This is a genomic window from Clostridium sp. AM33-3 (genome assembly GCF_003480315.1).
Classification (GTDB): domain Bacteria; phylum Bacillota; class Clostridia; order Lachnospirales; family Lachnospiraceae; genus Brotaphodocola.
Genome location: NZ_QUIV01000025.1, coordinates 21,931 through 45,509 on the forward strand (window position 1 = coordinate 21,931; position 23,579 = coordinate 45,509).

General features: G+C 51.0%; 22 protein-coding genes. 4 read left to right on the top strand and 18 right to left on the bottom strand.

Going from position 1 to position 23,579, the window contains the following annotated elements:
* Positions 1-102 precede the first annotated feature (102 nt).
* Positions 103-1,581 (top strand): DUF1846 domain-containing protein, encoded by a 1,479-nt coding sequence (locus DW819_RS12855; protein ID WP_118733589.1) that lies wholly within the window; start codon positions 103-105, stop codon positions 1,579-1,581.
* Between the two features lie 179 nt (positions 1,582-1,760).
* Here the strand turns inward: DW819_RS12855 and DW819_RS12860 are convergent, their stop codons facing one another.
* The 9 genes from DW819_RS12860 to rimP all read right to left on the bottom strand — a co-directional run bounded on the left by DW819_RS12860 (position 1,761) and on the right by rimP (position 10,366).
* The gene (locus tag DW819_RS12860; protein WP_118733590.1) at positions 1,761-2,711 is read right to left on the bottom strand and encodes a bifunctional riboflavin kinase/FAD synthetase; all 951 of its coding nucleotides are present in this window, start codon (positions 2,709-2,711) and stop codon (positions 1,761-1,763) included.
* Positions 2,712-2,713: 2 nt separating this feature from the next.
* Positions 2,714-3,691, bottom strand: a complete 978-nt coding sequence (gene truB / locus DW819_RS12865) for a tRNA pseudouridine(55) synthase TruB (protein ID WP_118733591.1) — start codon at positions 3,689-3,691, stop codon at positions 2,714-2,716.
* Positions 3,691-4,659 (bottom strand): bifunctional oligoribonuclease/PAP phosphatase NrnA, encoded by a 969-nt coding sequence (locus tag DW819_RS12870; RefSeq protein ID WP_243025850.1) that lies wholly within the window; start codon positions 4,657-4,659, stop codon positions 3,691-3,693. Before DW819_RS12870 ends, truB begins: the two co-directional genes overlap by 1 nt.
* 17 nt (positions 4,660-4,676) lie before the next feature.
* On the bottom strand, positions 4,677-5,042 hold the full coding sequence (gene rbfA, locus DW819_RS12875; protein WP_118733592.1) for a 30S ribosome-binding factor RbfA: 366 nt from the start codon (positions 5,040-5,042) through the stop codon (positions 4,677-4,679).
* 136 nt (positions 5,043-5,178) lie between these two features.
* Complete coding sequence (gene infB / locus DW819_RS12880) at positions 5,179-8,058, bottom strand: translation initiation factor IF-2 (RefSeq protein ID WP_118733593.1); 2,880 nt, start codon at positions 8,056-8,058, stop codon at positions 5,179-5,181.
* Entirely contained in the window at positions 8,045-8,380 is a 336-nt protein-coding gene (locus tag DW819_RS12885) for a ribosomal L7Ae/L30e/S12e/Gadd45 family protein (RefSeq protein WP_118733594.1), read from the bottom strand. The genes infB and DW819_RS12885 overlap by 14 nt, the downstream gene beginning before the upstream one ends.
* Positions 8,373-8,642, bottom strand: a complete 270-nt coding sequence (locus DW819_RS12890; protein ID WP_118531989.1) for a YlxR family protein — start codon at positions 8,640-8,642, stop codon at positions 8,373-8,375. The genes DW819_RS12885 and DW819_RS12890 overlap by 8 nt, the downstream gene beginning before the upstream one ends.
* Positions 8,643-8,723: 81 nt before the next feature.
* On the bottom strand, positions 8,724-9,878 hold the full coding sequence (nusA, locus tag DW819_RS12895; protein WP_118733595.1) for a transcription termination factor NusA: 1,155 nt from the start codon (positions 9,876-9,878) through the stop codon (positions 8,724-8,726).
* A 23-nt stretch (positions 9,879-9,901) separates the two neighbouring features.
* Positions 9,902-10,366, bottom strand: a complete 465-nt coding sequence (rimP, locus tag DW819_RS12900) for a ribosome maturation factor RimP (RefSeq protein ID WP_118733596.1) — start codon at positions 10,364-10,366, stop codon at positions 9,902-9,904.
* 197 nt (positions 10,367-10,563) lie between these two features.
* Between rimP and DW819_RS12905 the strand changes: the two genes are divergently transcribed.
* Complete coding sequence (locus tag DW819_RS12905; protein ID WP_118733597.1) at positions 10,564-11,328, top strand: ATP-binding cassette domain-containing protein; 765 nt, start codon at positions 10,564-10,566, stop codon at positions 11,326-11,328.
* On the opposite strand, the gene DW819_RS12910 is transcribed toward DW819_RS12905, so the two are convergent.
* Complete coding sequence (locus tag DW819_RS12910; RefSeq protein ID WP_118733598.1) at positions 11,282-12,310, bottom strand: MBL fold metallo-hydrolase; 1,029 nt, start codon at positions 12,308-12,310, stop codon at positions 11,282-11,284. The two genes, DW819_RS12905 and DW819_RS12910, sit on opposite strands and share 47 nt — an antisense overlap.
* Before the next feature lie 173 nt (positions 12,311-12,483).
* Between DW819_RS12910 and DW819_RS12915 the strand changes: the two genes are divergently transcribed.
* Positions 12,484-13,377: a LysR family transcriptional regulator gene (locus DW819_RS12915; RefSeq protein ID WP_118733599.1), complete on the top strand. Its 894-nt coding sequence runs from the start codon at positions 12,484-12,486 to the stop codon at positions 13,375-13,377.
* Positions 13,378-13,461: 84 nt separating this feature from the next.
* Here the strand turns inward: DW819_RS12915 and DW819_RS12920 are convergent, their stop codons facing one another.
* The 8 genes from DW819_RS12920 to DW819_RS12955 form a co-directional block, all read right to left on the bottom strand.
* A complete protein-coding gene (locus DW819_RS12920; RefSeq protein ID WP_118733600.1) occupies positions 13,462-14,763 on the bottom strand; it encodes an SLC13 family permease in 1,302 nt (433 codons plus the stop codon).
* A gap of 79 nt (positions 14,764-14,842) precedes the next feature.
* On the bottom strand, positions 14,843-15,394 hold the full coding sequence (locus tag DW819_RS12925; RefSeq protein ID WP_118733601.1) for a hypothetical protein: 552 nt from the start codon (positions 15,392-15,394) through the stop codon (positions 14,843-14,845).
* The gene (gene fadK, locus DW819_RS12930) at positions 15,322-17,109 is read right to left on the bottom strand and encodes a medium-chain fatty-acid--CoA ligase (protein ID WP_118733602.1); all 1,788 of its coding nucleotides are present in this window, start codon (positions 17,107-17,109) and stop codon (positions 15,322-15,324) included. The genes DW819_RS12925 and fadK overlap by 73 nt, the downstream gene beginning before the upstream one ends.
* Before the next feature lie 152 nt (positions 17,110-17,261).
* Entirely contained in the window at positions 17,262-18,272 is a 1,011-nt protein-coding gene (locus DW819_RS12935; protein ID WP_118733603.1) for an electron transfer flavoprotein subunit alpha/FixB family protein, read from the bottom strand.
* A 21-nt stretch (positions 18,273-18,293) separates the two neighbouring features.
* Entirely contained in the window at positions 18,294-19,082 is a 789-nt protein-coding gene (locus DW819_RS12940) for an electron transfer flavoprotein subunit beta/FixA family protein (RefSeq protein WP_118542899.1), read from the bottom strand.
* 24 nt (positions 19,083-19,106) lie between these two features.
* Positions 19,107-20,249 carry an acyl-CoA dehydrogenase family protein gene (locus DW819_RS12945; protein WP_118586763.1) on the bottom strand — a complete coding sequence of 381 codons (1,143 nt, stop codon included), beginning with the start codon at positions 20,247-20,249 and terminating at the stop codon, positions 19,107-19,109.
* 34 nt (positions 20,250-20,283) lie between these two features.
* On the bottom strand, positions 20,284-21,519 hold the full coding sequence (locus tag DW819_RS12950) for a CoA transferase (protein WP_118733604.1): 1,236 nt from the start codon (positions 21,517-21,519) through the stop codon (positions 20,284-20,286).
* A 161-nt stretch (positions 21,520-21,680) separates the two neighbouring features.
* On the bottom strand, positions 21,681-22,865 hold the full coding sequence (locus tag DW819_RS12955; RefSeq protein WP_118586757.1) for an acyl-CoA dehydrogenase family protein: 1,185 nt from the start codon (positions 22,863-22,865) through the stop codon (positions 21,681-21,683).
* A gap of 245 nt (positions 22,866-23,110) precedes the next feature.
* Here DW819_RS12955 and DW819_RS12960 point away from each other — a divergent pair, with 245 nt between their 5' ends.
* Positions 23,111-23,515 carry a PaaI family thioesterase gene (locus tag DW819_RS12960; RefSeq protein WP_118586754.1) on the top strand — a complete coding sequence of 135 codons (405 nt, stop codon included), beginning with the start codon at positions 23,111-23,113 and terminating at the stop codon, positions 23,513-23,515.
* The last annotated feature ends 64 nt before the right edge of the window (positions 23,516-23,579 follow it).

The following is a 23,579-nucleotide window of genomic DNA, read 5'->3' on the forward strand; positions in this document are numbered from 1 at the left end:
CGAGCGAAAGAGAGCCATAACCATGCAAGCATGGTTATGGCGAACGGCGAGGCAGGCTCGTGAGGAAGTCACGAGCCTGCATGGAAAGGGGTATTAACAACTATGAAAATTGGATTTGACAATCAAAAGTACTTAAAAATGCAGTCTGAACACATCCGCGAGCGGATCAGCCAGTTCGGAGACAAGTTGTACCTGGAGTTCGGCGGAAAGCTGTTCGACGATTATCACGCTTCCCGTGTCCTGCCAGGCTTTGCGCCGGACAGCAAGCTGAACATGCTTCTGCAGCTGGCAGACCAGGCTGAGATCGTCATTGCCATCAATGCGGCAGACATTGAGAAAAACAAGATCCGCCACGATCTTGGCATCACCTACGATGCGGACGTACTGCGTCTCATCCAGGAATACCGTGATAAGGGTCTCTATGTGGGCAGCGTGGTCATCACCCGCTACACCGGCCAGACATCCGCAGATGTCTTTAAAACAAAGCTTGAACATCTCGGAATCAAAGTATACCGTCATTATCCGATCGATGGCTACCCGAACAACATTGCCCACATTGTAAGCGATGACGGCTACGGAAAGAACGATTACATCGAGACCACCAAGCCGCTTGTCATCATCACGGCACCAGGACCGGGCAGCGGAAAGATGGCAACCTGTCTCTCCCAGCTCTACCATGAGAATAAGCGCGGCATCAAGGCCGGCTACGCAAAATTTGAGACCTTCCCGATCTGGAACATTCCGCTTAAGCATCCGGTCAATCTGGCATATGAGGCTGCTACCGCAGATTTAAACGATGTCAACATGATCGACCCATTCCACTTAGAGGCATACGGCGTGACCACCGTCAACTACAACCGTGACGTTGAGATCTACCCGGTACTGGCTGCCATGTTTGAAGGCATCTACGGCTACTGCCCGTACAAATCCCCGACTGACATGGGCGTGAACATGGCCGGAAACTGTATCATCGACGATGAAGCATGCCAGGAGGCATCCCGCCAGGAGATCATCCGCCGCTACTATCAGGCATTGAACCGTGTAGCCAAAGATAAAGGCAGCAAGGATGAGGTATACAAGATCGAGCTGCTCATGAAGCAGGCCAAGATCACCACCGACATGAGAAGTGTGGTTCCGGTTGCTGTGAACCTCGCCAAAGAGACCAACGCACCGACCGCAGCCATGGAGCTTCCGGATGGAAAGATCGTCACCGGAAAAACCACTGCCCTGCTTGGCGCTTCCGCAGCAGTCCTGTTAAACGCAGTCAAGGAGCTGGGCGGCATCTCCGATGACATCCACTTAATCTCCCCGACTTTCATTGAGCCGATCCAGGGATTAAAGACCGGATATCTGGGAAGCAAAAACCCGCGCCTTCACACCGATGAGGTTCTGATCGCCCTCTCCATGTGCGCAGCCACCGACCCGAACGCAAAGCTTGCCTTAGAGCAGCTTCCGAAGTTAAGAGGATGCGAGCTTCACACCTCCGTCATGCTCTCTTCTGTTGATACCAACACGTTCAAGAAGCTGGGCCTGAACCTGACTTCCGAGCCGATCTACGAAAATAACCGGTTATATCATTAATTTACAGATAAAAGAATGTGCCTTGGCACATTCTCGCGCCGAGGCGCGGTTGCTTCGGCAACCATCTGCCTTTGCGCCGAGTGCGCATCCTCGCGGAGCATTTTTGTATGATAGGACGCAATTTCCTATCATACGAAAAATAGCTGGGAAATCGAATGCTTCCCAGCTTTTTCTGTTTTTTATTTTTCCGCGAACAGCTCCGGATGTGCTTCCATGTATTCCGCGGCATATTGCTTGTCTTTCCCGATCCGCTCCTTGAGCGCATCCAGGGAATCGAATTTCTGTTCCGGGCGCTCGAAGTTCAGGAGCTGCACCTGGATGTCTTTTCCGTAAAGATCTTCTTCCAGTCCCATGACATAGGTTTCCACCCCGATCGGATTTTCGCCCTGAATAGTCGGTTTTCTTCCGATGTTACTGACTCCGCCGTAAAACATTCCATCAATCAATACGCGGGAAACATAGACACCAAAGGGCGGCAGGTGTTTCTCCGGCGGCGGAAGGATATTTGCAGTTGGAAAGCCCAGAACGGCGCCGCCAATGTGGTTTCCATGCACGACCTTTCCGTGAATGGCATAAGGTTCGCCCAGAAGCTCATTCGCCTTCTCGATATTGCCCCGGTCCAGTTCCTCCCGGACATAGGTGCTGCTGATATCCCGATGGTCGTCCTGCTTTTTCTCGATGACGATCGTCTCAAAACCGTATTCCGGTCCGAGCTTGCGCAGAAGCTGCGCGTTTCCGGCTCCCTTATACCCAAAGCTGCAGTCCGGTCCGACCACCACGGCCTTCGCATGCATCTGCTTTACCAGCACCTCGGTGACAAAATCTTCCGGTGACATGGCAGCCACTTCCCGATTGAATGGATACTCTACCAGATAGTCCATACCCATGGTCCTCATGTTGTTGCGGCGTTCCTCATTGGTGGTAATAACCGTTGCCCGCTTTCCCGACACAACTCCCATGGGTGCCATATCAAAGGTAAAGACTGCTGTCTTCCATCCGTGGTTTTCCTTCTGCTGCAGCATCTTTTTTAACAGCTTCTGATGCCCCTGATGCCGTCCGTCAAATTTCCCAATGGTTACCACAGTTGGTTCTTCTATGCAAAACTCTCTGGTCCCGGTAATCACCTTCATAGCTAGTTTCCCCCAAGAAATATTTTCTGCGGCTGATAACGCCGTTTTTCTTCGTTGTAACGGTAAATACCGATAAACTGATGTTCACTGTCGTAGACACGGACACCATCAAAACGATCTGCCAGAGATACAGCCAGATTACATTCGGTTTCTGACCTGCCTTCCGGTTTCGCAGACGAATCTGCTCCTTTTGCAGTCTCTTCCGGCTCTGCAAGCTCCGCCGGGAACGGATTTCCGTTATGTACCAGTTTGTCCCCGTCTCCCGGTTTTGTGGCAAGGGCCGGAAGTCCCAGAAATACACCTTCCACCGGAACCACATGCTCCTCCACTCTGCCGGCATCCCGGAGCTTTTCGATCTGGGATAAGGTCAGGCTGTCTTCCAGAACGAAGCAGTCCACGCGGGTCCGCAAAAGAGATTCCATGCAGCCTCCGCATCCAAGCCTTCGTCCGATATCATAACACAGGGTACGGATATAGGTTCCCTTGGAACAGCTCACGGAAAAGGTAACTCGCGGCAGCTCGATACTCTCAATCTGAATATCCAGGATCTGCACCGGACGAGCCTCTCGCTCCACCTCCTTGCCCTGGCGTGCCAGTTCATAAAGCTTCTTGCCATTCACTTTCAGTGCGGAGTACATCGGCGGAATCTGCATATAGTCACCAAGAAAGCTTAAGATAGCTTCCCGTACCTCCTCTTCTGTCACATGCACCGGATACTCGGCCTGCACCGCGCCTGTAGTGTCCTGGGTATCAGTTTCCTTTCCAAGCAGCAGCACGGCCCGGTAAGTCTTTGTCTTGTCGGTCAGCATGTCACAGAGTCTGGTTCCCTTTCCCAGGCAGACCGGAAGTACACCCTCCGCTGCCGGATCCAGGGTTCCGGTGTGGCCGATTTTTTTCATGCGCAGGATACCACGCAGCTTCGCTACCACATCGTGGGAGGTAAAGCCTTTTTCCTTATATACATTGATGATTCCGTCCACTAGGCTTCATTCTCCTTTATCTGCTTTTCGATCAGTGCGGAAAGGTTGTTAATGACATCGTGGACGCTTCCGCTCATCGTACATCCGGCTGCGCGGATGTGTCCGCCGCCGCCAAAATACGCAGCTACCTGGCTCACATTGACGAGGTTGTTGGAGCGCATGCTTACCTTGTATACATGATTCTCGGTCTCATACAGGAAGATTGCCACCTCCACGCCCTCCGTAATCCGGAGCTGATCCACAATGCCGTCCAGATCAGAGGCTTCTACGCCGTAAAAATCCATATCCTGTTTTCGTACCACGCTGAAAATACACTTTCCCTCCAGAAACAGCACACTCTCCAGCACAGCACGTCCCATGATCTGATTCTGGACATAGGTTTTTCGATAAAAGCTCTCGTCAATGATGCGGGAAAAATTGATACCCTTTGCCATCATGGCTCCGGCCACCTGCATAGTCCGCTGCGTGGTATTGCTGTTCTTAAAGACATTCGTATCATGAAGAATACCGGTATAAATACACTCTGCCACATCTCTGCTGATCTTTTCCTCATCCAGAAAATCATAAAGTGCCTCACAGGTTGCGCTGGCATCGGCCTTCACAAAATTCGCCGCAGCATACCCCTGATTTGTGATGTGATGATCGATGCAGATGCTGGTCTTTGCGGTATTCAGATATACCACATTCTTTCCAAGGCGCTCGCGGTCTCCGCTGTCAAGACAGATGCACAGATCATACTGCTTTCCGGTATCCGGATCAGAGCAGATCCGCTCAAACTGCTTTAAGTAGGAAAATTTTGCCGAAGGCGTCTCCAGATAAACATCTACCATTTTCTCCGGATACTGCTCCGTGATATAGTTGCACACAGCCAGACAGGAGCCTACACAGTCCCCATCCGGTCTCACATGGCCCACAATGGCAATGTTACCTGCTGCTTCTGCCAGTTCCATCAGTTTGCGTTCCTGCATCCTCCGTCACTCCTTTCTCAGTCTTTTAAATCTCTGGTTACCTCGTCGATCAGTCTGGACATGTTCACACCATACTCTATGGACTGATCCAGAACAAATGTGATCTCCGGGGTATTGCGCAGATTGACGCGGTGCGCAAGTTCTCTGCGGATGTAGCCCACGGCGCTCTTAAGGCCGGTCAGCGCATCCTTCGCGCGCTCCTCGTCGCCCAGCACACTGATGTATGCCTTGCAGTATTTAAGATCCGGCGTAACTTCAACAGCCACAACGGAGGTCATGGCGCCGTTTACCCGCGGGTCCTTGATCTCGGTGCGGATGATCTCGCTGAGCTCTCTCTGCACTTCCATATTAATTCTTGTATTTTTGATGCTGTTTTTTCGCATTCTATTTCATTCCTCTCTCTAAATACTCTTAAAGGAAGCACCGAAAATTCAGTGCTTCCTTTCCAAAGTTCAGGGAACCCGTGACTGTCTCTTTTGTGCGCAGTCACATGGATTTTCAGGTCATCACCGCAAAAAACTAGCGCGGTACCTCTACCATCATGTATGCTTCCACCATATCGTCTTCCTTGACATCGTTGAACTTCTCGAATACAAGACCGCACTCGTAGCCAGTTGCAACTTCCTTGACATCGTCCTTGAAACGCTTTAAGGAAGCCAGCGCGCCTTCGAAGATCTGCTCACCGTCGCGGGTGATGCGGCAGGAACATCCTCTCTGGAACTTACCATCCATCACGTAAGCACCCGCAATGGTGCCAACGCCGGATGCCTTGAAGGTCTGACGGACAACTGCATGACCGATTACCTGCTCCTCAAATACCGGATCCAGCATACCCTTCATGGCTGCCTCAACATCCTCGATGGCCTGGTAAATGACGCGGTACAGACGCAGGTCAACCTTCTCGCGGTCTGCGATGGACTTCGCAGTAGCGTCCGGACGTACGTTAAATCCGATGATGATCGCATTGGAAGCGGATGCCAGGGATACATCGGATTCGTTGATGGCACCAACACCACCATGGATCACCTTGACTACAACCTCCTCGTTGGACAGTTTTACAAGACTCTGTTTTACTGCCTCTACGGAACCCTGTACATCTGCCTTTACAATGATCGGAAGCTCTTTGACATTACCAGCCTTGATCTGACTGAACAGATCATCCAGAGACAGCTTTGCCTTGGTGTCTTCCAGTAATTTATTCTTGCTCTCAGAGATGAAGGTCTCTGCGTAGCTTCTTGCCTCTTTCTCGTTCTCGGTAGCCATCAGCACGTCACCTGCGCCCGGAACATCGTTTAAGCCCAGGATCTCAACCGGCATGGACGGACCAGCCTCTTTCACTCTGCGGCCCTTATCGTCCATCATGGCACGGACTTTACCGTAGCACGGACCTGCAGTTACGTTATCACCGACACGAAGAGTACCCTTCTGTACCAGAATGGTGGCAACCGGACCTTTGCCCTTATCCAGCTCAGCCTCAATCACAAGACCTCTTGCACGGCGGTTCGGGTTAGCCTTTAACTCTTTCACTTCTGCAGTCAGAAGGATCATCTCAAGCAGCTCCGGGATACCTTCCCTAGTGTGCGCGGATACCGGCACAAATACGGTATTTCCGCCCCAGTCCTCCGGAATCAGCTCATACTCAGCCAGCTCCTGTTTTACTCGGTCTACGTTTGCGGACGGCTTATCAATCTTGTTGATGGCAACGATGATCTCAACCCCTGCTGCCTTTGCGTGGTTGATTGCCTCAACCGTCTGCGGCATAACGCCATCATCTGCTGCGACTACCAGGATCGCGATATCTGTGGACTGTGCACCGCGCATACGCATTGCGGTAAACGCCTCATGTCCAGGGGTATCCAGGAAGGTAATCTGCTGGCCGCGCACATCTACGGTATATGCACCGATGTGCTGGGTAATACCGCCTGCCTCGCGTGAGGTAACATTGGTCTGACGGATGGCATCAAGCAGGGATGTTTTACCATGGTCAACGTGTCCCATAACGCAGACAACCGGCGGTCTGGAAACCATGTCCTTCTCATCCTCTTCATCCTCTTTTAAGAGCTCGGCAATGACATCGACCTTCTCTTCCTTCTCGCAGAGTACCTCATACTCCATTGCGATCTCCTCTGCCTGATCGAAATCGATCTCAGAGTTTAAGGTTACAATCTTGCCCTGTAAAAACAGCTTCTTAACGATAGCGGACGGCTGCAGCTTCATCTTGTCTGCCAGCTCCTTAATGGTCAGAACCTCAGGAATGGTGATTACCTTTACGGTATCCTCCACCTTCTCCTCAGCCGGCTTCTGCGGCATGATGAATGGATGCTTGGAAACCTTTCCGTTCTTGTTTCTTGGTCCGTCTTCCATCATTCTGGTCTTATCGTATTTGTCTTTCTTATGCGCATTGTTGGTCTGCTGACGGTTGTTGGTCGGCTTGGTCTGGATCGGGGTATCGTAATTCTTGGAACCTCCGTCTTTCTGACCCGGTCTGCCGGAACCGCCCTGACGGTTGTCTCTGTTTCCGCCAAAGCCGCCGCCCTGACGATTATCGCGGTTTCCGCCAAAGCCACCGCCCTGACGATTATTATCACGGTTAAAACCACCCTCGCGGTTTCCGTTAAAGCCGCCCTGACGGTTGTCTCTGTTTCCGCCAAAGCCGCCGCCCTGACGGTTGTTATCACGGTTAAAGCCACCTTCCCGGTTTCCGTTAAAGCTACCCTGGCGGTTATTATCACGGTTAAAGCCGCCACCCTGACGATTGTTATCACGGTTAAAGCCGCCCTGACGGTTATTATCACGGTTAAAGCCACCCTCGCGGTTTCCGTTAAAGCCGCCCTGGCGGTTGTTATCTCGGTTAAAGCCACCGCCCTGACGGTTGTTATCACGGTTGAAGCCGCCGCCCTGGCGGTTATTGTCGCGGTTAAAGCCACCCTGACGGTTGTTATCACGGTTGAAGCCGCCCTGACGGTTATTATCACGGTTAAAGCCACCCTCGCGGTTTCCGTTAAAGCCGCCCTGGCGGTTGTTATCGCGGCCCACACTGCCCTGACGGTTCTCACCATTCTGGGCCGGTCTTACCTGCTGCGGTGCTACGTTCTCAGCTGCCTGCTGCGCCGGAGCAGAAGTATTCTGCGCCTGCGGGCGTGCTGCCGGCTTCGGCTGAGCCGGTCTCTGCTGGGAATTCTGCGGACGATATACCGCTGCCAGCTTCTTCTTCGGTGCCGCACCATCTGCCTTCGGCTGCTCGGAAGCACCTGCATTCAGTGCTTTCTTTACCATGCCGATCTGTGCCTCATTCACATTAGAGGAATGAGATGCCACATCCTGATTATTTTTCTGTAATACATCTAATACATCTTTACTGGTTTTCCCCAGCTCTTTTGCCAGTTCACTTACTCTCATACACACTACCTCCGATTATATTCATTTGTTTCACGATTGCCTTTGCCAGTCCTGCATCCACAACAGCCAGAGATGCGCGCATCTGCTTGCCCATGGAATGCCCAAGCTCCTCTTTGCCGCCTAAAAACAGGATGGGAACTTTATAGTAAGTACACATATTGGTAAACATCTTCTTCGTGTTGTCGGAAGCCTCCTCTGATACAATGACCAGGTGGGCTTTGCCGCTCTTTACGGCTTTCTCTGTAGAGAATTCCCCGCTTGCGGTCTTTCCGGCCTTGGTAGCCAGTCCGATCAGGTTCAGGATTTTCTGTCTGTTATCCAAGCTGTTCCATCTCCTTTTCCAGTGTCTCGTACACCTCTTTCGGGATCGCCATTTTAAAGGAACGCTCCAGTCCCTTGCCCTTCACTGCCTTTTTGAAGCAGTCCATGGACGGGCAGATGTATGCGCCGCGTCCGTTCTTGCGTCCGGTCGCATCCACAACGAATTCTCCTTCCGGTGTTTTCAGTATACGGATCATTTCTTTTTTGTTTTTCATTTCACCGCAGCCGATGCACTGTCTCTGCGGAAATTTCTTCGCATTCACCAATTGCTGTTCACTTCCTATCTGCCGCTGTTCACGCGTTGCGTAAACCAGACGTTCTCTCTATTTTTCTGCTCTTTGCAACTAGAACTCGGTATTATTGTCTGAATAATCATCGGTAGCGGACACTTCAAAATCAGCGTCGAGATTGTCATAGACGCCCTCTTCCTGATAATCAATGCCCATCTCCTCGAACAGGCCAAGCTCTCTTGCCTGCGTTTCACTCTTGATATCGATCTTGTAGCCGGTCAGGCGTGCTGCCAGTCTTGCATTCTGTCCCTCTTTACCGATTGCCAGGGAAAGCTGGTAATCCGGAACAATCACCTGTGCCTCTTTGCTCTCTTCATCTGCCACAACACAGATTACCTTTGCCGGGCTTAACGCATTCTCGATCATAAAGGCCGGGTTCTCATCCCAGGTGATGATATCAATCTTCTCACCACGCAACTCATTAACGATGGAGTTGACACGGGCACCATTCATTCCGACACATGCTCCCACCGGATCTACGTTCGGGTCGTTGGAGCATACAGCGATCTTGGTTCTGGAGCCTGCCTCACGGGCAATTGCCTTGATCTCAACGATGCCGTCCTTCACCTCGGCAACCTCTTCCTCAAACAGACGCTTTACCAGGTCCGGATGAGTGCGGGATACGGAGATGCGCGGTCCCTTTGGTGTATCCTTTACTTCCAGAACATATACTTTGATACGCTCTGTCGGCTTGAACACCTCGCCCTTTACCTGCTCAGCCTCATTCAGGATAGCGTCAACCTTACCAAGGTTGATGCTGACGTTCTTGCCTAAGTAGCGCTGAACAATACCGGTTACCACATCCTTTTCTTTCTGATACCACTCGTTGAACTGCATGCTGCGCTCTTCCTCACGGATTTTCTGCAGAATGACGTTCTTTGCGTTCTGGGTAGCGATACGGCCAAAGGATTTGGACTCGATCGGGCAGTTAATGATATCGCCCAGGAAAAACTTCGGGTTTTTCAGTCTTGCTTCCGCGTAGCTGATCTGGGTTAACGGATCCTCTACCTCCTCTACAACCTCTTTCTCTGCATATACAGAGAAATCGCCGGTTTCCGGGTTGATGTTGACTTTGATATTATCTGCCTTGCCGAAATGGTTCTTGCAGGCGGTCAGCAGAGAATTTTCGATTGCTTCCAACAGAGTCGCCTTGCTGATATTTTTTTCCTTTTCCAGCAGGTTTAATGCCTCGATTAATTCCTTATTCATGGTTTTATCCTCCTAAATCCTATTTAAAAATCAAACGCCAGCCGGATCAGCGCAATGTCCGGACGATTAAATACCAGTTCGCCCTCTGCCGTTTCGATTGTCACCGTTTCCTTATCGTATGCTTTTAAGATTCCGGTAAATTCCTTCTGCTTATTCAGTGCCTTGTAAAGGCGGATCTCCACCTCTTCGCCAAGACTGCGTTCAAAATCACGCTCTTTCTTCAGCGGACGGCCAAGTCCCGGAGAGCTCACCTCCAGAATATAGCTGTCTTCGATGAAATCCGTCTGGTCCAGCCAGTCACTTAAGATACGGCTGATCACCTCGCAGTCATCCACCGCGATACCGCCCTCTTTATCAATGTAGGCTCGCAGATACCAGGTACCGGCTTCCTTTACATACTCCACATCCCAGAGCTCGAAATTGTGCTCCGCAAGAACCGGAAGCAGAAATGCTTCTGTACGGGACTCGTATTCTTCTCTTCTTGTCATGGTTGTCACCTCACTTCACGTCATGCCCTGACAGCAGTCACAAAAAATTGAGAGTGGACATATGCCCACTCTCAAACTGTCAGATTATCATGTTATCGTTTTTATTATAGCACCTGTTTTTCGTAAATGCAAGGGTTTTCCGGAACTCTTCGTTCTTTTCTTCATAAAATATGGTATAAAAACAGGGAGGACCGGCCATGGAACCTTTCTTACGCGTCTGTGACATCAGCTATGCTTATCACTCTCCGCTGGGTGCGACCCCTGCGCTTTCCGGCATCTCTTTTACCGTAAACAAGGGCGAATTTCTTGCCATTGTCGGCCCGTCCGGCTGCGGCAAGTCAACCCTGCTTTCCCTTCTCGCCGGCCTTTTGACTCCGGAAGAAGGTTCTGTCTATATAGGTGACGCTCCGCTCAAGGAAGCTCAGGCAGGGATCGGTTACATGCTCCAGCGGGATCATCTGTTTGAATGGCGTACGATCCGTGAAAATGCTGCCCTTGGTCTGGAGATCCGGCACCGGAAAACAAAGGCCGCCATGAAAACACTTGATGAAATGCTGAAAAACTACGGCCTGGCTGAATTCGCAGACGCTCATCCCTCCGAACTTTCCGGCGGTATGCGACAGCGTGCTGCCCTGATCCGCACACTCATCTTAAAACCGGACCTGCTGCTTTTGGATGAGCCCTTCTCTGCTCTGGATTACCAGACCAGGCTCACCGTGTGCGATGACATTGCCACGATCATCAGGGAAACAAAAAAGACCGCCATCCTGATCACTCATGACCTTGCAGAAGCCATCAGCACCGCTGACCGTGTGCTGATTCTTTCTGCAAGACCCGGACAGGTAAAGGCAGAGATTTCCCTCACCTTTGCTCCTCAGTATGACAGTCCCTTAAAGCGCAGAAATGCGCCGGAATTTACCGGTTATTTTCAAAATGTATGGAGGGCGCTTTCCAGTAGATAATGCCGTCCCGCTCAGATCTCTCGACAAAGCCTTCCCCCATCATATATTCCATACAGGAAAAGGTCTTGGCCCAGATATAGGTACAGGAGGCAAAATGCGCGTAATCCGGCGGTCCCTGGCTCCGTCCATAAGTCCGTACACCAATATCCCGCGTGGTCAGCGCCGTTCCCGCTTCCTCCAGAACATGCTTCATGATCTCGCATTTTTCCAGATACCCCAGAATAATGCGGTTTACTTCTTTTTCAACATTCTTGATCTCCCCATAATGACAGGGCAGAAAATAACAGTCTTTGTAATTATGCTTCAGATCTCCAAGAGAATCCAGATAGCATTTCAGCATACCGAGATCTGTCTCCTGTGTTCCTACAATCGGGACAATTGTGGTCATGAGCTGATCTCCCACAAACATAAGCTTCTTCTCCGGCTCGTACAGACCACACTGTCCGAAGGTATGTCCCTTTAACAGCTTCACCTCAAAATGGTATCCGCCATACGAAAGGATATCTCCCGGATGGATCGGAATAAAGGAAAGCTCCAGCGGACTCTTCTCGGATGCGTAAGCTTTTGTCGTATATTCCATGAAGGTATCATATACCTCCGGTGTTTCCTCTTTGGTTACCCCAACGATCCGCAGATTTTCAATCCGGGCACGCTCATCTGCCAGATAGCTGTGCAGCAGATCTACCCGCTTTCTTGTCTCATCCGGATTCATAAATGCCCTGGCTCCAAGCTCCTGCAGCTTCGGTACCAGGCCTGTATGATCCGGATGCTCATGGGTAATAAAAATATCCAGCTTTCTGCAATCAATCCCCAGCGCATCGATCATACCCTTTAAGATGGACCAGTCCCGTTCAGTATTGTTCGATGTATCGACCATCAGGCTCCGCTCTTCGCCCCGGATGATATAAAGATTGCGGGGGCTCATATGGCGGTTCTCATATGAAATTGTCTCCAGAAATATATGCTTCTTGATTTCCCTCATGCTTCAGTCTCCTATGCGCTGACACTCACCTTTATTCTAGACAGTTTTTCTGAAATTGTCAAACCCCGTGCCGCCCTGTTTCTGATATTATTTTAACATTTTTCAGGCGTTCTTCTGGAATTTTCCCTGTTCATCCTGTATAATGGAATGTATGCTAGCAAAGGAGAAGGGTTATGAATTTACAACAGCTTTATTACTTTCGAAAACTGGCTGAAGTTCAGCATTATACCGAAGCAGCCAAAGCACTTTATATCACACAGCCGAGCCTGAGCGATTCCATCGCTTCCCTGGAGCATGAACTTTCCGTTTCCTTATTCCAGAAAAAGGGCCGCGGAGTCCAGCTTACCAAATACGGTCAGGAATTCTATGAGTACGTGAACCAGGCACTGGGGATCCTGGAACACGGCATTGCCGCCGTAAGGGAAAAATCGGATTCTGTCACCGGCACCATTGACATTGGCTGTATTCCGACGCTTCTTGGAGATTTTCTCCCGAATGCCCTCGATCTTTACCACGAAAAATGTCCGCAGGTAAGCTTCAATATCTTCCATGAAAAATCCATTCCGGTCGCAGAAGGAGTCTCTGCCGGGACCTACGATATCGGTTTATGCTCCATGGTGGAAAACAAAGACGACCTCGTTTTTGTTCCCATCACCTATCAGGAACTTGTGGTGATCGTGCGGAATGACCATCCGCTGGCTGTTCACGATTCCATCGAGCTGACTGCCTTAAAAGGCTATATGCTTTCCACCTACCGCGATACCATTCCCATTGGCAAAACCATCCGCAAAATTCTGAAAGAAAAAGGTATGGAAGCTGTCTACTCCTACGATGACGAGATTTCCATCGCCGGACGCATCAACCATTCTTCCAAGACGGCCATCGTGGCAGATACTCCGTTTTTAAAGCAGTTTGACAATCTGAAAAAGATCCATTTAACGGATGTTCCCAAAGATACCCGTATGCTCTATCTCGTTTACAGCAAAAAGAATTTTATCACGGCCGCCGTGGAGGCTTTTGCCAACTTCATGGTTGCGCACTGCTTAAACCTGCCTCCGGAATCTTAATTTTCCAGAGCTGTGAATAAGACCGATATGAAGCTGACTGATCAGCCATACCGGTCTTTTTTCTGTCAATGTTTCATGTACTTTTTAGAATACAAATCCCATGGTTGCAAGCACAGCCACCAGAAGTCCCGCAATAAAGCACGGAAGCGTGGTTCCCAGAAGTACATGCTTGTAGCTGTCTTTAAATCTGCATCCGCAGATAGACATGGTCAGAATCGCTACTGAAGAGTTCGGAAGCTTGTTTAACACCAGAGCCGCCTCCGTCACAATGCGGTGCAGGGCCTGTACGTTAATGCCCATATCCACAAAGGCCTGGGCGAAGCTTTCCATAAAGATGGTCTCACCGGAAATGGCCGAGCCGGTCAGTCCGGTCAGCACCGTGGTTCCGAAAAATGCTTTCAGATACATCGGCATATTCAGATTCAGCACAACTGCCTGCAGATTCTGGAACACCGGGGATGCACCCAGCACTCGGGAAAGCCCCATAACCGCACCTACCGTCAGCATGGAATTCAGACCGGAGGTACTGCCGCTCTTAATGGATGCCTTGATATTTTTGATCCGTTTCAACTGAGTCAGCACGATCAGCAGAATTCCTACTGCCAGAGAAAACAGGATGCTGGTGGAGGTTCCCCAGCTGGAGGTCACAACAACCGCTCCCAGCACCACAAGGAACGGAAGGACAGAAATGCCAAATCCTGGCAGCTCCATCTCATCCTCTTCCTTCTCATTTTCCGGATACATGGCCAGCAGTTCTTCCACGCTGTGTTTTTTTCTGCTCTGCTTCTGCGCATAATTGAAATATACAAAATAGCTGATGGCCGCAATGGCTGTAAACAGGAAAGACAGAACCGGGGAAGAGCCCAGTGATGTGTCCAGATAATTGCTTGGAAGCACATTGCAGACATCCAGGGAGAAAGCGAAGCCGTTGGCACAGGCTCCACCGCCCAGGATCAGAAACGGCAGCACGCGCCGGTCCATTTTGTTCTGCTTTAATAAGTTATCCGCGATCGGATACAGCACAAACACCATGATGTAGCCGTTGATTCCCAGCAGCGTGATGAAGAAGCTGCAGATCAGGATGACGGCTCCCACCATCTTTGCTCCCAGCTTTTCCGTCAGTGTCTTTGCGATCCGGGTCGCAAGCCCGGCTTCCAGAACCAGCTGGCCAAACACGCCGCCAAGTCCGAGAATTAAGAACCAGGAAGTCACAAAACTTCCGATTCCGCCAGAATATGTTGTAAGAAAACCATCCCATACATTCAGTCCGCTGGTTACCAGAATCACCGCCGCAGTCACGACGGTGGCTGTGATCATGTCAATTCCCCGAATGATCATGTACACCAGCAGTCCGATTGCCAAGATAAACCCGATTGTTGCTATCATGTCGAAACCCCTCCTTTGTAAAATTCAGTCGCACGCCTCTTTTCGTTATTAAATTAACGTTTTATGGTAAAGAAAAGGCCTACTCCGGTGCTTTTCCCCCTGACTGCCAGTGGGCAGTCATCTTATCCAGCGGCAGCTCCACAAGACCTGCCTCCGCATCATAAAAATATGCTGTAAACCCCCGTTTACAGCGGAACACACACTCCAGACACGGGTCTTCGTCACAATAACAGAACGCATCTGTGTCAGCCAGGGCAAAGACAATCGGAGAACGTTTTCCATCTGAAATATATTTCAGATAGCCACCGGTGAAAGTTTTTAAGTAAACCCATTCCGGGTGGCTGCCATAAGGCTTCCGCTTCCAGGAAACCTTCACCGCGTTGTCATTGTAGCCGCCGGTAATCTGGTAATCCGCCTCAATGACCTCTTTCACCTCTTCCGCTCTTCTCGGCTCCAGTTTTTCCGCCGGTTTTCCACAGCAGAAAATCTCAAGTCCTTCTGCCTTTTCGGCTCCCGTTACCGGGAACAGTGCTCCACAGGTACTGCAACGGTAAAACGTTACGTCAGGACACTGCTCTGCACGGGGCTTTCTGGTGTCGCGGCACCGTCTTGCTCCAAATACCTCTTCCATATCCGTTCTCCTTCCTGCATATGCTTACATTCCTGCATATGCCTGCATTCCTGCTCTGGGTGCTCCAAACTTGCAGCGTTCTGTTTATTCCTGCGCTCCAGTTCTTCCCGCAGCAGATATTTTTTCACCTTTCCACTTCCCGTGTGGGGAATCCGGTCAATCAGCTCCAGGCGCTCTGGCCAGAACCGCTTCGGCACTTTCTTCTCTTTCAAATAGGAAAGTACCTGACAGAGAGACAGTTCCTCATACCCGGGCAGCGGCACCGCAAAGGCACATATCCGCTCTCCCAGACGGTCATCCGGCATTCCGATGATGGTATGGTCTCCCATACCCGGACAGCCCTCCAGTGCATCGTTGATCTCGTTGGTATTCAGGTTTTCCCCGCCCCGGACGATCATATCCTTTTTTCGTCCGATAATGCGGATATTGCCCTCCGCGTCCATAACACAGAGATCACCGCTGTGAAACCAGCCATCGTCATCCAGAACACCATCCGTAATATCCCGGGCCTTTAAATATCCGGCAAAAACCGCCGGTCCCCGGGACCATTCCTCACCAGGGGTTCCGAAAGGCACATCCCGGCCATCCTCATCTACAACCCGGACTTCCATTCCATCCACAGCCCACCCGGAAGTTGTTCCGTTTTTCTCCAGCGCTTTCTCTGGTCTCACAAACACATGGGGAACGCTCTCCGTGGAGCCATACACCTCACACAGCAGAATTCCATAGCGGTTGGCCCGCTGTACCAGATATCCCGGCACCGGAGCACCGCCGCACAGATAAAATTTCAGTGTAGGAAGGCCGCCGCCGTTGGCATCCAGCTCCCGCAAAATATCATAAATGAACGGGGTCGCTCCCATGGAATAGGTTACCTTCTCCCGATTCATCAGATCGATAGCCGCACGGCACTGGTACTTCTGCTGCAGCACCACCTTGCCCCCGTAAAGCATCGGCGCGATGATGGCGTGATGAAACCCTGTTGCGTGATGCAGCGGCGCTGGCATGAACATGATATCTTCCTTTGTAAGACCCAGTTCCCGGTTAAAGGCTTCCTCCGCAAAGCGCACATTGTCATGGCTTAAGAGCACGCCCTTGGTGCCGCCGGTCGTCCCTGAGGTACAGAGGATCACCGCGATGTCCTGTCCGTTTTTCGTGTGGACGCACTGTTCCTTCGGAAGCGGCTCATAGGAAGCCAGAATTTCCCGAAGCAGACGGACACTGCTTTTTGCCGGTTTCACGCTGTCAATCAGCACAATATCCTTTAACAGCGGCGTCTGATCGCGGACAGCCAGAATCCGCTCCTCATAATCGGTCTTGTAAAAATAAGTCGGACCGAAATAACAGCGGGACTCGGTTACGTTTAAGCTTCTTGCCAGTTCCTTCTCCTCATAGGACATGGCAATGGGGTGTGCCACAGCTCCGACCTTATAACAGGCAATGGTCAGCATGGCAAACTCACTCCAGATCGGGAACTGGTAGGAAACCACCTCGCCCGGGCGGATTCCAAGCTCCATCAGGTAGGAGGCTACCCGGCCTGCCGCTTCGTCCAGTTCCCGGTAGGTGTAGCGGTAACCACGGTCATCCACCACATATTCCCGGTCCGGGTACTGCGCTGCGGCCCGCTCCCAGCAGTCCAGAAGCGTCTCATTTTTCCAGTACCCCTGCTCTCGATACTGTTTCAGAAGTTCCGGATTGATTTTCCTTTCCTCAAACATAACCTGCCTCCTTCTATCCTTCCGCAGCGCTCCCGCATCCGGTGCATTTCTCTCTATACGCAGAAAGCGCGTACAAAACGCGCTTTCCCGTGTTGTTTCACCTGTCATGCATGCCCCGGACCAGTCTTTGGCCGGTCCGTTTTCCTGTGGTCTTACGCCTGCTGCTTTGCTTTCAGTTCTTTTACCAGCGCCGGAACGATCTCAAAGACATCGCCCACGATTCCGTAATCCGCAACCTCAAAGATCGGCGCGGTCTCATCTTTGTTGATGGCTACGATGGTGCCGGATCCGCTCATGCCCGCTACGTGCTGCACTGCACCGGAAATGGCACATGCAAAGTAGATTTTCGGGGTTACGGTGGAGCCGGTCTGTCCTACCTGCTTACTCTGCGGCATCCAGCCTGCGTCAACCGCTGCTCTGGAGCATCCTACGGTTCCTCCAAGCACATCTGCCAACTCTTTTAAGATACCGAAGTTCTCAGCACTCTTCATGCCGCGGCCGCCGGATACAATGACATCTGCCTCATCGAGACGCATATCGTTGTCCTCACATGCCTTGATGAAATCAAGCACTTTGGTGCGGATCTCGCTCTCCGGGGTATGAATATCCTCTTTGATGATCTCCGGCTGATTGTTCTCGTTGCGCTCCGGCTTCTTGAACGCGCCCGGACGGCAGGTACCCATCTGCGGTCTGGTCTCGCTGCAGAGAATCTGCGCGTATAAGTTTCCGCCGAATGCCGGACGCTCCCATACTACATTTCCGGTGTCCTCATCGACACTCAGCGCGGTACAGTCGGCAGTCAGGCCGGTGCGGAGGCTGACTGCGATCTTGGATCCCAAGTCTCTTCCGTTTACGGTTGCGCCTACTAAAATGGTGTTTGGATCATATTTCTCACAGAGCTTTAAGAATACGTTTCCGTAAGCGTCAGCTGAATAGTTCTCATACTCGTCGCCCTGGATCACATAGATCTTGTCGGCGCCGTACGCTGCGGATTCTTTTACAGCTGCGTCTACATCCTTGCCGATAACAATGGCGCAGAGCTTCTGTTTCAGTCCGTCCGCCAGCTTTCTTCCCTGTCCTAACAGCTCCAGGCCGACACTCTTCGGCTGACCCTGGAAGCTCTCGATAAATACCCATACGTCCTTGCATGTATCAAAACTCATCTTGACGACCTCCTCTGTTTATTAAAGTACTTTTGCCTCAACCAGCTTTCCGATCAGGTTGTCCGCAATCTCCACCGGGCTTACGCCTTCGATGTTCACACAGTTTGCGGTTCTCTTCGGAGTGAATGTTGCTTTTACTTTGGTCGGGGATCCCTTCAGTCCCATCTTGGTGGTGTCTGCGTCCGGCAGATCTGCCAGGGTGATCTGACCGATCTCGGTGTTGAAGGATCTCATAACGCCCTTTACGGTTGCGTAACGCGGTTTGTTGCTTTCTTTGGTTGCGGTGCAAAGTACCGGGAACTTCGTCTCGATGACTTCCACGCCCTCTTCTACCTGGCGCTCTGCAATGACTTTGTCGCCCTCAACCTTTAAGCTCAGAACGTAAGTCAGACGAGTTGCGCCCAGATGCTCTGCGATACTCGGTGCGGTCTGGCCGGTATCTCCGTCGATTGCCTGCTTGCCGCCCAGGATGACATCGTAAGCGCCCAGTTTCTTGATTGCCTGGGATAAGATGTAGCTGGTAGCGTAGGTATCGGATCCGCCGAATGCGCGGTCCGTTACCAGATAAGCCTCATCAGCGCCCATAGCCAGTGCCTCTCTCAAAACAGCTTTTGCCTGCGGCGGTCCCATGGAAATAACCGTTACTTTGCCGCCATACTGGTCTTTTAAGGAAAGTCCGGTCTCCAGAGCGTTCTTGTCGAACGGATTCATGATGCTCGGCACGCCGGTACGGATCAGTGTATTTTTAACCGGATCGATCTTGATCTCTGTGGTATCCGGAACCTGTTTGATACAAACAACGATATTCATCTTCAATCCTCCTGTCGGTTTTTCCTATTTGTATTCTTTATTTAATACGTTGGCGATAGTCAGTCTCTGTACCTGGTTTGCACCCTCAAAGATCTGGAATACTTTGACATCGCGCATCAGCTTCTCAACCGGATACTCCTTACTGTAGCCATATCCGCCGAAGATCTGAACTGCATTGGAGGTAACCTCCTGGGCGCAGTCGGAAACGAAGGTCTTGCAGATGGAGCCCTCTTTCTGAACCATGATACCTGCATCCATCATCTTCATGGTGTTGTTGACCAGGCATCTGGATGCCTCGATCTTGATAGCCATATCGGCTAACATCTGCTGTACCATCTGGAATTTGATGATCGGGGTATTGAACTGTTTTCTCTCTTTTGCGTACTTCACGGACTCATCGAGTGCGCGCTGCATGATGCCGACTGCCAGGGTTGCCACGAACGCGCGGGATAAGTTCAGGGCGTTCATAGCCAGCTTAAATCCGCTGCCTTCCGGTCCTACCATGGCGGATGCCTTTACGCGGACATTCTCAAAGATCAGGTCGGTGGTGTTGGAGAGGCGCAGGCCCATCTTGTTCTCGTGAGCGCCAACGGTTACGCCAGGAGCGTCCGCATCGATGATGAAAGCGGAAATTCCCTTGTGTCCTGCTGCCGGGTTGGTCTTGAAGAAACCTACGAAAACGCTTGCTACCGCGCCGTTGGTAATAAAGGTCTTGGTTCCGTTTAAGATGTACTCATCGCCATCTTTTACTGCGGTCGCGCGCATCGCTGCCGGATCGGAACCGGCGTTCGGCTCGGTCAGGGCGAAACCTGCGAATGCGCCCGGAGCCACTTTATCTGCGAAATACTGGCCCTGCTCCTTGGTACCTGCCAGGATGACGTTTCTTAATGCTACGAAAGAAGTGACAAAGGTGATGGCATAACCGGCATCCACCTTGGCCAGTTCCTCGAAGATCATTGCGGTGGTCTCATAGCTTAAACCAGCTCCGCCGTACTCGGCCGGAACCTCCAGCATATGAAGTCCCATGTCAAATCCCCATTTATAAAGTTCTTTCGGACACTCGCCTTTTTCATCCGCATCTTTCACATAAGGCTTGATCTCGTTCTCTGCCATCTCTTTTACAAGAGCAATCAGCGCTTTCTGTTCCTCGGTGTACATTAAGCTCATATCTGTGTCACCTTCCCCTTTCTTATTTTTAAACCTATAATTTTTTCAGTTTTGTCTCACCGGTTGCGGCTCCGGAAGCAATGGCTTCCTCGATTTCCTTGTCGCTGTAGCCCACATGCTTCATCAGCTCTACGGTGTGCGCGCCCTGTGATCCGCCGATCACATATTCCGGCTCGCCCATGCTGCCGAAGCGGATCGGGTTGGTCGGCATAAAGCGCTCGCCAGACGGGTACGGGATCTTTGCAAGAATGTGGTTGGCTGCTGCCTGCTCATCCTTGTAAATATCCACCGGCTCCATGCAGGCCTCACACGGCATGTCGTTCGCTTTCAGGCGCTCCATCAGTTCCTCTCTGGTGAACTTTGCGATCGCGCGGTCTAACGCTGCGACTACTTCCTGGTTCAGTCCGTTTGCGTTGATGCTCTCGCAGCGGCGGTACTTCTCTTTCGCTTCCTCCGTTAACATCTCCGGAGCGTCCAGCACGGTGAACATCTTCTCGTAATCACGGTCATATTCCGGACAGCAGATGCATACCCATTTGCCATCGCTGGTACGGAATACATCATTGAACGGGTTTACGACCTCCGTACGGTTCTTCGGATACTGGTTGCCGTACTGTGCGGAAATCAGGCCGGTGCTGAGGGCATAGACAGCTGCGTGATGCAGGCTGACGGTTACTTTATCGCCCTTGCCGGATTTTTCTCTTCCATATAAAGCAGCGCAGATACCGGAAGCCAGAGCCAGGGAAACCTGGAAATCACCAAATCCGTTGGTCGGGATCATCGGCGCGTCGCCGCGGTTTACGGTGGTTCCGAATACGCCGCCCCTTGCCATGTAGCAGGTTACGTCAAATCCGGCGGTATCCTTCTCCGGTCCGTACTCGCCATAGCCCAGCACCTGTGCGAAGATCAGTTTCGGGAATTTTTCATTTAAGGTATCATAATCCAGTCCCAGTTTCTTTAAGGACTTTGTTCTTGTATTCGTTACAAACACATCGGCCTCCGCTAACAGGCGGTAGGCAATTTCAAGACCCTTCGGATCTTTTAAGTTCAATGTGATAAATTTCTTATTTAAATTGGCTACATCGAAGGCCAGGTTTTCATCATCGTTATAAGGCATGTTGAACACTGCCCCCTGGGTTCTAGCCGGATCGCCTTTTGCGGATTCGATCTTCACGCAGTCAGCGCCCCACTCTCCCAGTACACGCACCGTAGTCGGCGCGGCCAGATAAGTCGTTAAATCAACGACCTTGATTCCTTCCAAAGGTCTCATAAAGTATTCCTCCATCTCTCTGCATTCCGGGGTACCCGTCCTGCAGTCCGATCATTGCATTGCTGTTTACGCGCTGCGCAGACAGCAGCGCCTGTCATTTAGGGGGAACAGGGTCCCCAGGCCCAAGTAGGAACCTGACGACCCTGTTTAGGAAAAAATATTTACAGCACGTACTCCATATGAGCACCGTGTTTGATGGTATTTCTGGAAATGGTAATTCTCTGAACGGTCGGAGCGCCCTCTTCCAGCCACATTGCGCGGCAGTCGCGGTACAGTCTCTCAACCGGGCCGTACTTGCAGTCCTCGAAGTAGCCTACGCCGCCGAAGATCTCAAGCATCTCATCGCTGACTTTTCTGGTGGTATCAATACTGAAGAGCTTACACATAGCAGCCTTCTCCTCAATGTACTCGCCGGTCGGGTTCTCCATATAAGCCTTTGCGAAATCGTAAACCATGCAGCGCAGTGCGTGTACCATCATGGACATATCTGCGATCTTTACACGGATAGCCTGACGGGTTCCGATCGGTTTGCCAAAGGTTACACGGTCATGTGCGTATGCCAGGGACAGTTCTAACATTCTCTGTGCCATACCCAGGTTGCTGGCTGCGATGTGGGCACGAGATACGGATAAGGAGTGCATTGCAATCTCAAGTCCCTGTCCCTCACGGCCTAACAGATATTTCTTGTCTATGCGGCAGTTGGTGAATTTCAGATCGCCATGGCCTGCACCGCGGCAGCCCATCATATGCGGCATGTTGATCACTTCGAATCCCGGTGCATCCATCGGTACGAAGAATGCGGAAAGTCTGTCATCTTTATCAGAATCCGGATTGGTTACTGCGATAACGTATGCGAACTCGCAGCAGTCGGTGTGGGAGATCAAGGTCTTCTCGCCGTTTAATACATAGCTGTCGCCATCTTTCACTGCCATGGTATGTAAGTCAGCGCCGGTGCCGCCGGTTGCCTCAGTCAGCGCGAAGCAGGTGAATACTTCCTTGTTCTGGAACTTGGACATGTACTCTGCTTTCAGCTCCGGGCTGCCATAGTCATCCAGGATTCTCCAGTTTAAATCCATTGCATAGTGAAGATGCATTCTCATTCCGCCCGGTCCTCTGGAGAACTCTTCCTGTACCTGTAAGATTTCAAGCTCGTTTAAGCCCCATCCGCCGTACTCTTCCGGTAAGGAACAACGGTATAAATTGTTCTCGATCGCCAGATCGTAGAACTCCTGCGGGAATTTGTTGGTTACCTCGACTTCTTTCTGGATCTCTTCCAACGGACCTTCTGCCAGCTCGCGGATCTGTTTTAAGTAAGCCTGGAACTCTTCCTTTGTTAACTTGCTCATGTGATATCCTCCTTATTTGAGTTGATCATTTGATTGTTCATTTTTATTTTGTTGCTATTTCTTTAACAATCTTGATGATGTTATTATAACGTGCCTGTCCGTAAATATCCAATCGGCTGTATCCGTGCGAACGTATCGAATTAATCGGAAAAAACTATCAATCGATTTTTGACTTGTAAATGGATTTTGAGGGTGTTATAGTCTAGCGTGTGAAGTTGTATATTTTTGACAAATGGAGGTTTCTTATGATTACAAGACCGGAAATCATGGAAGGGATCAGACGGCATATCCAGCCCATCGGAGGGCAGGAAAACCTGAATATATTAGAAGTGGAGCCGGGACATGTCCGGCTTTCCATAGAACTGACGGAAGCATGCCTGAATCTGTACGGCAATGCCCACGGCGGCTTCCTCTTCTCTCTCTGCGACATTGCCGCCGGCATGTCCACCTACGCCTGCGAAGTCACCAACGTCACCCAATGCGCCGGAATTAACTTTGTGCGCGGCGTAAACAGCGGGACGATCTATGTGGAGTCCAACATTGTTCATAAAGGAAGGCACACCGCCGTATGCCGGGTGGATATCACCGGAGAGGAAGAAGAACTGCTGGCGACGGGAAACTTTACAATGTTCCTGGGGAAGGAAATATAAAATTGCAATTTAGAGAATAACCAATAAGGTCCGAAGGTTCGGTCAGGCCCTACAGAATAAGCAG

Coding starts and splice junctions, on each gene's coding strand:
- DW819_RS12905 (WP_118733597.1), top strand. CDS start 10,564: ATGGAACCTTTCTTACGCGTCTGTGACATCAGCTATGCTTATCACTCT.
- fadK (WP_118733602.1), bottom strand. CDS start 17,109: ATGTTTGAGGAAAGGAAAATCAATCCGGAACTTCTGAAACAGTATCGA.
- DW819_RS12960 (WP_118586754.1), top strand. CDS start 23,111: ATGATTACAAGACCGGAAATCATGGAAGGGATCAGACGGCATATCCAG.
- DW819_RS12870 (WP_243025850.1), bottom strand. CDS start 4,659: ATGCAGGAACGCAAACTGATGGAACTGGCAGAAGCAGCAGGTAACATT.
- DW819_RS12935 (WP_118733603.1), bottom strand. CDS start 18,272: ATGAGTTTTGATACATGCAAGGACGTATGGGTATTTATCGAGAGCTTC.
- DW819_RS12950 (WP_118733604.1), bottom strand. CDS start 21,519: ATGAGACCTTTGGAAGGAATCAAGGTCGTTGATTTAACGACTTATCTG.
- DW819_RS12915 (WP_118733599.1), top strand. CDS start 12,484: ATGAATTTACAACAGCTTTATTACTTTCGAAAACTGGCTGAAGTTCAG.
- DW819_RS12940 (WP_118542899.1), bottom strand. CDS start 19,082: ATGAATATCGTTGTTTGTATCAAACAGGTTCCGGATACCACAGAGATC.
- infB (WP_118733593.1), bottom strand. CDS start 8,058: ATGAGAGTAAGTGAACTGGCAAAAGAGCTGGGGAAAACCAGTAAAGAT.
- nusA (WP_118733595.1), bottom strand. CDS start 9,878: ATGAATAAGGAATTAATCGAGGCATTAAACCTGCTGGAAAAGGAAAAA.
- DW819_RS12910 (WP_118733598.1), bottom strand. CDS start 12,310: ATGAGGGAAATCAAGAAGCATATATTTCTGGAGACAATTTCATATGAG.
- DW819_RS12945 (WP_118586763.1), bottom strand. CDS start 20,249: ATGAGCTTAATGTACACCGAGGAACAGAAAGCGCTGATTGCTCTTGTA.
- rimP (WP_118733596.1), bottom strand. CDS start 10,366: ATGACAAGAAGAGAAGAATACGAGTCCCGTACAGAAGCATTTCTGCTT.
- rbfA (WP_118733592.1), bottom strand. CDS start 5,042: ATGCGAAAAAACAGCATCAAAAATACAAGAATTAATATGGAAGTGCAG.
- DW819_RS12855 (WP_118733589.1), top strand. CDS start 103: ATGAAAATTGGATTTGACAATCAAAAGTACTTAAAAATGCAGTCTGAA.
- DW819_RS12860 (WP_118733590.1), bottom strand. CDS start 2,711: ATGAAGGTGATTACCGGGACCAGAGAGTTTTGCATAGAAGAACCAACT.
- DW819_RS12925 (WP_118733601.1), bottom strand. CDS start 15,394: ATGGAAGAGGTATTTGGAGCAAGACGGTGCCGCGACACCAGAAAGCCC.
- DW819_RS12920 (WP_118733600.1), bottom strand. CDS start 14,763: ATGATAGCAACAATCGGGTTTATCTTGGCAATCGGACTGCTGGTGTAC.
- DW819_RS12955 (WP_118586757.1), bottom strand. CDS start 22,865: ATGAGCAAGTTAACAAAGGAAGAGTTCCAGGCTTACTTAAAACAGATC.